Origin of the sequence: Gemmata sp., assembly GCF_051859125.1 — a bacterium.
Classification (GTDB): domain Bacteria; phylum Planctomycetota; class Planctomycetia; order Gemmatales; family Gemmataceae; genus Gemmata.
In genome coordinates this window covers 21,317-28,680 of the sequence record NZ_JBHYGG010000003.1, presented here as the reverse complement: position 1 = coordinate 28,680, position 7,364 = coordinate 21,317, and the positions used below count along the sequence as shown (strand labels likewise).

Below are 7,364 nucleotides of genomic sequence, written 5' to 3'. Positions count from 1 at the left end.
CGGGCCGCCACGGAGGGCGGCCCCTACCAGGCAGTGGCTTTGGGTTCGTAGGGGCCGCCCTCCGTGGCGGCCCGCGTGAGGCGAACGACTTCAGCCGAGTGAACTGGTAACACCACCCACGGGGAGCGCGCGTGATCAAGCTGATCTGCCCGAAGTGCATGAAGACGGTGCCGGTGCCGGACGACTTCTCGGGCCGCGAGGTGACGTGCCCGAACTGCATGAAGCCGTTCGACGCCCCGGCCCGGTACAACCCGGCGGTGATCCCCGACCCCGCACCGGCCCCGGCCCCCGTACCCCCACCGGCGGCCGCCGCGACGCCCGCACCCGTACCGACACCGATTGCCCCGGAGCCACGCATGACACCCGATGTTCCGTCCCCGCCGCCGGGGTTCGTGCCGCCGTCGCCGCTCACCCTGCCCGGCGTCACCGCGGTGCAACTCGCCCCGCCCCCGTACTACGCCGCACAAGGCGCGAGTGCGCCGACGCCGCTCGCCGGGTACACGCGCTCGCTCGGGTTCACGATCTCGCCGAACGTGATTCTGTGGACGCCGGCGGTGCTCCTGACGGTCGCGTTCTTCTGCACGTTCTTCCGGTGGACCGGGTCGTACCTGGGCGGGCACCCGGTGTACTCGCAGAGCCCGTGGCAGGCGGTGTTCGGCTCGGTGAGCCGGAACTTCGCGCTCGAGGCCAACATGCCGGTGTCGGGCGCGTGGCTCGACAAGGTCACGTCGGACTGGCTGATGCTGCTGCCGTACCTGTTCCTGCTGCTGGCCGCCACCGTGATCGCGTGGGCCGACCGCGGGTTCCAGGCGCTCGACCCGCGGAAGGTGCCGCCGATCGCAGGCATCTGGCCGTGGCGCAAGGCGGTGGTCGGGGTGCTGGCGTCGCTGGCACTGGTGCTGGTCGTGAGCCAACTCGTGAGCGGGTTCGGCATGGAGCGCGCGATCCGCAAAATGGTCCGCGAGAACCCGGAGCTGGCGAAGCAGCGCGAGGAGGCCGCGAACAGCCCGGCGAAGCTGGCCGCGGTGGAGAACCGCGAGGACTCGGAACTCGCGAAGTACAACCTGGAGAGCACCGGCTGGCGGGACCTCGCGGTGCTGTGCAACCTGCTCGCGATCGCCGCCGTGTTCCTGTCGATCCCGCTCGAGAAGCGCGGCGACAAGCCCCCGCCCCGCGTGGTGCTGCACTACTGACCGGAGGAGTGTTGCGTGCCGAGAGTGTTGGAGAGTGTTGCGTGTCGAGAGTGTTGGTTGCCGCCGGACAACTCAGCGCAGTGTCGGGCGGGGCACTCCCAACACGCAACACTCCCAACACTCCCAACTCGCAGCACTCAAACACTCCCACGCCAAGAGGCCGCTTCCTCGCCGTCGAGGCGCAGCGTGAGGCACTTCGCGCTGCCGCCGGCCTTCAGGAACTCGTCGAGTTCCACCTCGATCGACGTGTAGCCCGCTCGCGTCAGGCTCGCGGCGAGTTCAGGGCAGCGGCTGTTGTGAACGACCGTCTTGCCCACCACCACCGCGTTGCACCCGAACTTGAACGCCTCGTCCTCCACGACGGGGATGAGCTTCGGCACGTGCGTCGCCAGCACGCGCTGGCCGTAGGCGTCGAACGCGCCGGGGAAGTAGATCGCCTCGCCCGGCGCGAGCGGGCAGAAGCAGGTGTCGAGGTGGTAGAATCGCGTGTTCACGAGTTCGAGCGGCAGCACGCGGACGCCCAGCTTCTGGCCGACCCAGTTGTGCGCCGTCGCGTCGGACCGCGTGCGGTAGCCCGCGAACAGCGTGTCGCCGCAGAACAGCGCGTCGCCGGCCCCCTCGTGGAACATGTTCTCGGGGAGGTGCTCGACGGCGAACCCGTGCCCGGCGAACCACGCGTCGAAGTGCGGCGACTCGCGCGCCCGCACCTCGTGCTTGAAGCGGCTACTGAGGAACGTGGAGTGGAACACGAGGCCGGCGTTGGCGGTGAACACGAGGTCCGGGAGGCCGGGCCGCGGCGTCATCGTCTCGACCTGCACGCCGAGCCCCACGAGCGTGTCGCGGAGGTGCCTCCACTGCCGGAACGCGAGTTCGCGGACCGCCCCGAGGGACCGGTTCATCCACGGGTTGATCTCGTACTCGATGCCGTAGTGGTCCGGCGGACACATCAGAATTCGCGGCGGCATGGCACCCTTCCGTGATCGCGTGAGCGCGGCGGCTGTGGTGGTATTTTACGCGGCAGAGGTCGTTCAGGAGCCGATCGCGCATGCGCGTGTTTCACGTCCTACCGGTAATCGTGCGGTCCCTTCAGTTTGGCCCCGATGCGCGCAGCCTGTATCTGATCAGCGGGCCGATCGAAGGCGAGGAACAAGGTCTGGAACTGCTCGAGCAAGCGTTTCGAATCGACCTCATAACAGGGTGTGGTAGCCATCGGCCGTTCTCGGGTAGCGAAGTTGCGGTCTTCACTCCGGATATGCGGTGGCTGTACCACTCAGTATCCGTCGCCGTTTCCGGGGGTGAATTGGACCTTCGACGCATGAATATGGTTTCGGGCGAGAGTCAGCGCGTGTATGCGTCGAACGTACCGTACCCGCACGCCGCAGCTTTCACCCCGAACGGTCACATCTTGGCTATAGGCGGCGTTCACTACTCTGGTGGTGACGGTCGCGGTCTGTTGCACCGGCTCGATGTCTGGCACGTCTGCGAGCTTGATCCGATTGAGACCGATGCGCACTGCCTCGCATATTCACCTGACGGTCGCCAACTTGCCGCCGGGGGAAGTGGGTATTTGGGGAGCGGAACCGCTGTTGGGATTTGGGAGGGGAAGCGGCAGACAAAGGCGTTCGCTGGCCCGGCCGAGTTCGTAATGTGGGCGGCGGACGGACGACTCGCATGGGGAACAACGGATCGTGTCACCACGGTGCAGCCGACTGCGAACGAATCGCCACGACACCTTGAAAATACCGGTGGCCACCTGACTGGATTCGCATTCTCGTCGGACAGCCGACGCCTGCTGACCGGGTCGCGAACGGGAACGTGTTCGCTCCAAGATGTTGCGACCGGTTGCGTGGTCGCCTCCTTCGATTGGGGCATTGGCCCGATTCACTCCGTTGCGTTCTCGCCCGACGGGTTGACGTGTGCGGCGGGGGGCGAGAAGGGGCAGGTCGTGGTGTGGGACGTTGATACCTGAAGGAGCCGACCGTGATCGCGTGGAAGGCACACGGGGGGACGATCGAGTCGATGGCGTTCTCGGCCGACGGCCGGGTGCTCGCCACCGCCACCGGCGGCACCCGCACCGTCCACCTGTCCGACCCCACGACCGGCGCGCTCGCCCGCAAGCTCACCGGGGACTGGCCCGACGGCCGCGGGCTTCACAGCGTGAAGGCGGTCGCGTTCGCCCCGCACGCGCCGCTGCTCGCTGCCGGCAGCGCCCGCAGCGTCGCCGTGTGGAACACCGACACCTGGGAGCCCGTCGCCGACCTCGGCAGTGCCCTCGCCTACGAACTCGCGTTCGGGCCGGGCGAGCGGCCGGCCCTCGCGGCGTCCGACTCGATGGGCACCGCGGTCTACGCCGACGCGGGCCGGCCCACCGGGAGCGCCCCGCGGCCCTCCGACCACCTGCTCGGGATGCCCATCGGCGTCGCGGCGCTCGACTTCAGCCCGGACGGCCGGCTCGTGGCGGCGAACAACTGCCACGCGGCCGGGGTGTGGAACCCGGCCACCGGTGAGCGGCTGAAGTGGCTCAAGCGGCCGGCGGGCAACCACCGCGGCGCGGTCCGCTTCTCGCCGGACGGGGCCGTCCTGGCGCTGGCCCGCGGGAAGTTCGTCGACCTGTGGGCGATCGAGTTGAAGGTCGGGGTGTCGGCCCGGCTGACCGCGACGCTCACGGCCGGGACCGGCCGGCAGCCTGCGGTGTGGGCGCTGGGCTGGTCGGCCGACTCGCGCGTCCTGATGACCGCCGGGGCCGACGGGTTCGTGCGGTTCTGGGACGCGGCCGCGGGGCGAGAAATCCGCTCGTTCGCGTGGGGGCTCGGCAAGGTGTACTGCGCCGCGTTCTCGCCCGACGGGTTGACGTGTGCGGCGGGCGGCGAGAGCGGGCAGGTCGTGGTGTGGGACGTTGATGCGTGAGGGGTCGCGATGCTCGTCTGGAAGGCGCACGACAAGCGGGTGCGGGCGCTGGCGTTCTCGCCGGACGGCACCCGCATCGCCACCACCGCCGGCACGTCGAACGCCGTCTGGCTGTGGGACGCGCCCACCGGCCGGGCCGCGGGCCGACTCAGCGGCGGCAGCAGCATGCCCGTGTGCGGCATCGCCTTTTTCCCCGACGGCAAGCACCTCGCGGGCAACAGCGGGTACGGCGGCATTCGGGTCTGGAATGCCGCAACAAGTGAGGTCGTCGCCGACCTGTACAACCACACTAGCACGCCCGACACGGTTGCCGTCTCGGCCGACGGCTCGCGGCTCGTCAGCACCACCGCCGGCGGCCTCGCGGCGTGGACCGACGCGACGCGCCCGACAGGCGGCACGCCCCGCTCGCCCGACCGCACGGTGTCGCTCGGGCACCCCGGCGTGCCCCTGATCGGCTTCTCGCCCGGCGGGAACTACTTCGCCGTCGCCGGGTGGTACCTGCACCTGCACCCGGTCACGATCCCGAACGACACCGAGTTGCGGCAGTTCCGCGACCCGACGCCGAAGTCGCCGATGGGCGCGAGCGTCAGCGGGTTCGCGTTCACCCGCGACGACTCGCGAATGGCGCTCGTGCTCGGTCACCGCGCGGTCGTGTGGACGCCGGCCGACCTCGAATCGAGCCCCGTGCTGATCCCCGGCCACGGGAAGTCCGTGAAGGGCGTCGGCTTCCTCCCCGACGGCAACGTGCTGACGGCGGGGCTCGACGGCACCGCCCGCGTGTGGGACGCGAGCACCGGCCGCGAGGTGCGGTCGTTCAACTGGGGCGTCGGGAAGGTGTGGGTGGCCGCCGTGTCGCCCGACGGCGCGCTCTGCGCCGCGGGCAGCGAAGACGGCCACGTCGTCGTGTGGGACGTGGACGTGTGAACCGCCCGAAATCCAAGAATTGACGGCTGAACCGGTCGCTGTGTATGCCGGCCGGAACATGGTAGGCGACTCGCTCCGCGAGTCGCACCCCGGCGCAGCGCCGCTCCCCGTGTACCGCGACGTGCGGCTGGTGTCACTCGCGGAGCGAGTGACCTACCCTGCCCCGACCGTCCTGCACGTTGAACGCGAAACGCCGGTCACCCCAGCCACGCCGGAAGCTCGCCGGCCGGCGGCAGCGTAACGACCGTGAGGTTGCTGATGTGCGGGTGGGCCTTCACCGCGTTCAGCGCCGCTTCGGGCGGTTGGTTGTCCAGGTTCAGGATGCCGATCGCCTCGCCGCCGGCCGTCTGCCGGCCCACGGTCATCTGCGCGATGTTCACCTTGTGGTCGCCGAAGATCGTGCCGACGAACCCGATCAGCCCCGGCACGTCGCGGTGCGTGAACACCAGCAGCACGCCGTCGAGGTACCCCTCCATGCGGAACGGCCCGAGTTGAACGAGCCGGACGTACTGGTCGCCGAACAGCGTGCCGGCCGCGACGGTCGTGCCCTGCTCCGTCTCGACCTCGGCGTGCAAGAGCGCCGCGAAGTCGCCCCGCTTCGGGTTCGACGACTCGGTGATCTCGATCCCCCGCTCGCGGGCCAGCACCTCGGCGTTCACCAGGTTGACGCCCTGGCTCAGCCGGTACTCCAGCAGCCCGGCCGTGAACGCCGCGGTCAGCAGCCGCGTCTTCTTCCCCGCGAGGTCGCCCTTGTAGGTGAGCGTCGCCCTGCGGATCGCGCCCTGGGCGACCTGGGCGTGCAGCAGCCCGAGCCGCCGGGCGAGGTCGACGAACGGCCGCACCTCGGCGAGTTCGGTCGGGTTCACCGCCGCCATGTTCACCGCGTTGGCGACCTGGCCCTTGAGCAGGTAGTCGGCGATGAGCTGGGCCGCCTCGACCGCGACGTTCTCCTGCGCCTCGACCGTGCTGGCCCCGAGGTGCGGGGTGAGGACGCAGTTCGGGGCCTTGACGAGCGGGTTGTCGGCGGCGATCGGCTCGACCGAGAACACGTCGATGCCGGCCCCGGCGATGGTGCCCGCAGCCAGTGCGTCGGCGAGCGCCTGCTCGTCGATGATGCCGCCGCGGGCGACGTTGAGGACGCGGGCGGTCTTCTTCATCATGCCGAGTTCCCGCGGGCCGATGAGGCTCTTGGTCTCGGCCGACAGCGGGACGTGGACGGTGAGGAAGTCGACCTTCGGGAGCAGTTCGTCGAGCGACGCGGCGGTGGCGTACCCGAGTTCGGTGGCGCGGGCCGCGGTGACGAACGGGTCGAGGACGACGATCTTCATGTCGAGCCCGCGGGCGCGGCGGGCCACCTCGCCGCCGATGCGGCCGAGCCCGACGACGCCGAGCGTCTTGCCGGCGACCTCGGTGCCGACGAACTTGTTGCGGTCCCACCCGCCGGCCTTCATGACCGCGTCGGCGGCCGGGACCCGGCGGGCCAGCGCGAGGAGCAGCGCGACGGTGTGCTCGGCGGCCGAGACGGTGTTCCCGCCCGGCGTGTTCATGACGACGATGCCCTTGCGGGTCGCGGCCGCGAGGTCGATGTTGTCGACGCCCACGCCGGCCCGCGCGATGGCCCGGAGCTTGCCCGGGTTCTCGAGCAGTTCGGCGGTGAACTTCGGCTGCGAGCGGCAGATGGCGGCGTCGGCACTCTGGAGCGCGGCGATCTGCTTGTCCTTCGGCTCCTTGTGCAGGTTCGGCTGGTTGTCGACTTCCAGGCCGGCGGCCTTGAGGAGGTCGATCCCGGCGGACTCCAGCTTGTCGGCGATCAGGACGCGCGGCATTGCAATTCCTGAGACGGTGGTGAGAATTCTCGACGTCGAATAGTTTACGACCCGGCGGAACGATCGGGCAGTCCGACACCGCCGGGCCGGGGCGGGGTTCGCGGCCGCCGCGAAATCCACCGGGCCACCCGCCGCACCGCCCACACCGAGTCGATCGCGATCGACACGAGCGCCCACCAGAACAGGAAGTCGGCGTCGATCCGGTGGGTCGCTTGAAGGTCGGCTGCCAGGACCGGGACGGCGAACGACAGGACCGCAATCGGCACCCACTCGACCGGCCCGAAGTACCTACCGAACACCGCTCGCACCGCGAGCCACCACAGCCCGAACCAGCCGCAGATGAGGAGCAGAGTCAGGAGTTGGTCTTCGACCGGCATCGCAGCCTCCGCAGGAAGTTGGCGCCTGACGGTAGGGCCGGCTGTGCCGGCCGTCGCCCATGCGCCGGCGTTCGCCCCGGCCGGCACAGCCGGCCCTACGACCGGCGCACTTCCAGCAGCGGTGAGATCGGGACAAG

The 7,364-nt window shown here is 70.0% G+C and carries 7 protein-coding genes; 4 read left to right on the top strand and 3 right to left on the bottom strand.

Going from position 1 to position 7,364, the window contains the following annotated elements:
- Nucleotides 1-131: 131 nt before the first annotated feature.
- A complete protein-coding gene (locus tag ACTIGN_RS01260; RefSeq protein WP_439620621.1) occupies nt 132-1,193 on the top strand; it encodes a hypothetical protein in 1,062 nt (353 codons plus the stop codon).
- 137 nt (nt 1,194-1,330) lie between these two features.
- On the opposite strand, the gene ACTIGN_RS01255 is transcribed toward ACTIGN_RS01260, so the two are convergent.
- The gene (locus tag ACTIGN_RS01255) at nt 1,331-2,158 is read right to left on the bottom strand and encodes a dimethylarginine dimethylaminohydrolase family protein (RefSeq protein WP_439620619.1); all 828 of its coding nucleotides are present in this window, start codon (nt 2,156-2,158) and stop codon (nt 1,331-1,333) included.
- An 80-nt stretch (nt 2,159-2,238) separates the two neighbouring features.
- Here ACTIGN_RS01255 and ACTIGN_RS01250 point away from each other — a divergent pair, with 80 nt between their 5' ends.
- Genes ACTIGN_RS01250 through ACTIGN_RS01240 form a run of 3 tightly spaced genes read left to right on the top strand, consistent with a single transcriptional unit; the run spans nt 2,239 to nt 5,024 of the window.
- Nucleotides 2,239-3,162, top strand: coding sequence for a WD40 repeat domain-containing protein (locus tag ACTIGN_RS01250; RefSeq protein WP_439620618.1), 924 nt, complete (start codon nt 2,239-2,241; stop codon nt 3,160-3,162).
- An 11-nt stretch (nt 3,163-3,173) separates the two neighbouring features.
- Nucleotides 3,174-4,100, top strand: coding sequence for a WD40 repeat domain-containing protein (locus ACTIGN_RS01245; RefSeq protein ID WP_439620616.1), 927 nt, complete (start codon nt 3,174-3,176; stop codon nt 4,098-4,100).
- Nucleotides 4,101-4,109: 9 nt separating this feature from the next.
- Nucleotides 4,110-5,024 carry a WD40 repeat domain-containing protein gene (locus ACTIGN_RS01240; protein WP_439620614.1) on the top strand — a complete coding sequence of 305 codons (915 nt, stop codon included), beginning with the start codon at nt 4,110-4,112 and terminating at the stop codon, nt 5,022-5,024.
- Nucleotides 5,025-5,221: 197 nt separating this feature from the next.
- Here the strand turns inward: ACTIGN_RS01240 and serA are convergent, their stop codons facing one another.
- Both serA and ACTIGN_RS01230 read right to left on the bottom strand, forming a co-directional pair.
- On the bottom strand, nt 5,222-6,850 hold the full coding sequence (gene serA, locus ACTIGN_RS01235) for a phosphoglycerate dehydrogenase (RefSeq protein ID WP_439620613.1): 1,629 nt from the start codon (nt 6,848-6,850) through the stop codon (nt 5,222-5,224).
- A 44-nt stretch (nt 6,851-6,894) separates the two neighbouring features.
- Nucleotides 6,895-7,227 (bottom strand): hypothetical protein, encoded by a 333-nt coding sequence (locus ACTIGN_RS01230; RefSeq protein WP_439620611.1) that lies wholly within the window; start codon nt 7,225-7,227, stop codon nt 6,895-6,897.
- Between the last annotated feature and the right edge of the window lie 137 nt (nt 7,228-7,364).

What these genes read in the sequence shown, in the direction of transcription:
- ACTIGN_RS01255 (WP_439620619.1), bottom strand. Translation starts at nt 2,158, where the DNA reads ATGCCGCCGCGAATTCTGATGTGTCCGCCGGACCACTACGGCATCGAG.
- ACTIGN_RS01250 (WP_439620618.1), top strand. Translation starts at nt 2,239, where the DNA reads ATGCGCGTGTTTCACGTCCTACCGGTAATCGTGCGGTCCCTTCAGTTT.
- ACTIGN_RS01240 (WP_439620614.1), top strand. Translation starts at nt 4,110, where the DNA reads ATGCTCGTCTGGAAGGCGCACGACAAGCGGGTGCGGGCGCTGGCGTTC.
- serA (WP_439620613.1), bottom strand. Translation starts at nt 6,850, where the DNA reads ATGCCGCGCGTCCTGATCGCCGACAAGCTGGAGTCCGCCGGGATCGAC.
- ACTIGN_RS01230 (WP_439620611.1), bottom strand. Translation starts at nt 7,227, where the DNA reads ATGCCGGTCGAAGACCAACTCCTGACTCTGCTCCTCATCTGCGGCTGG.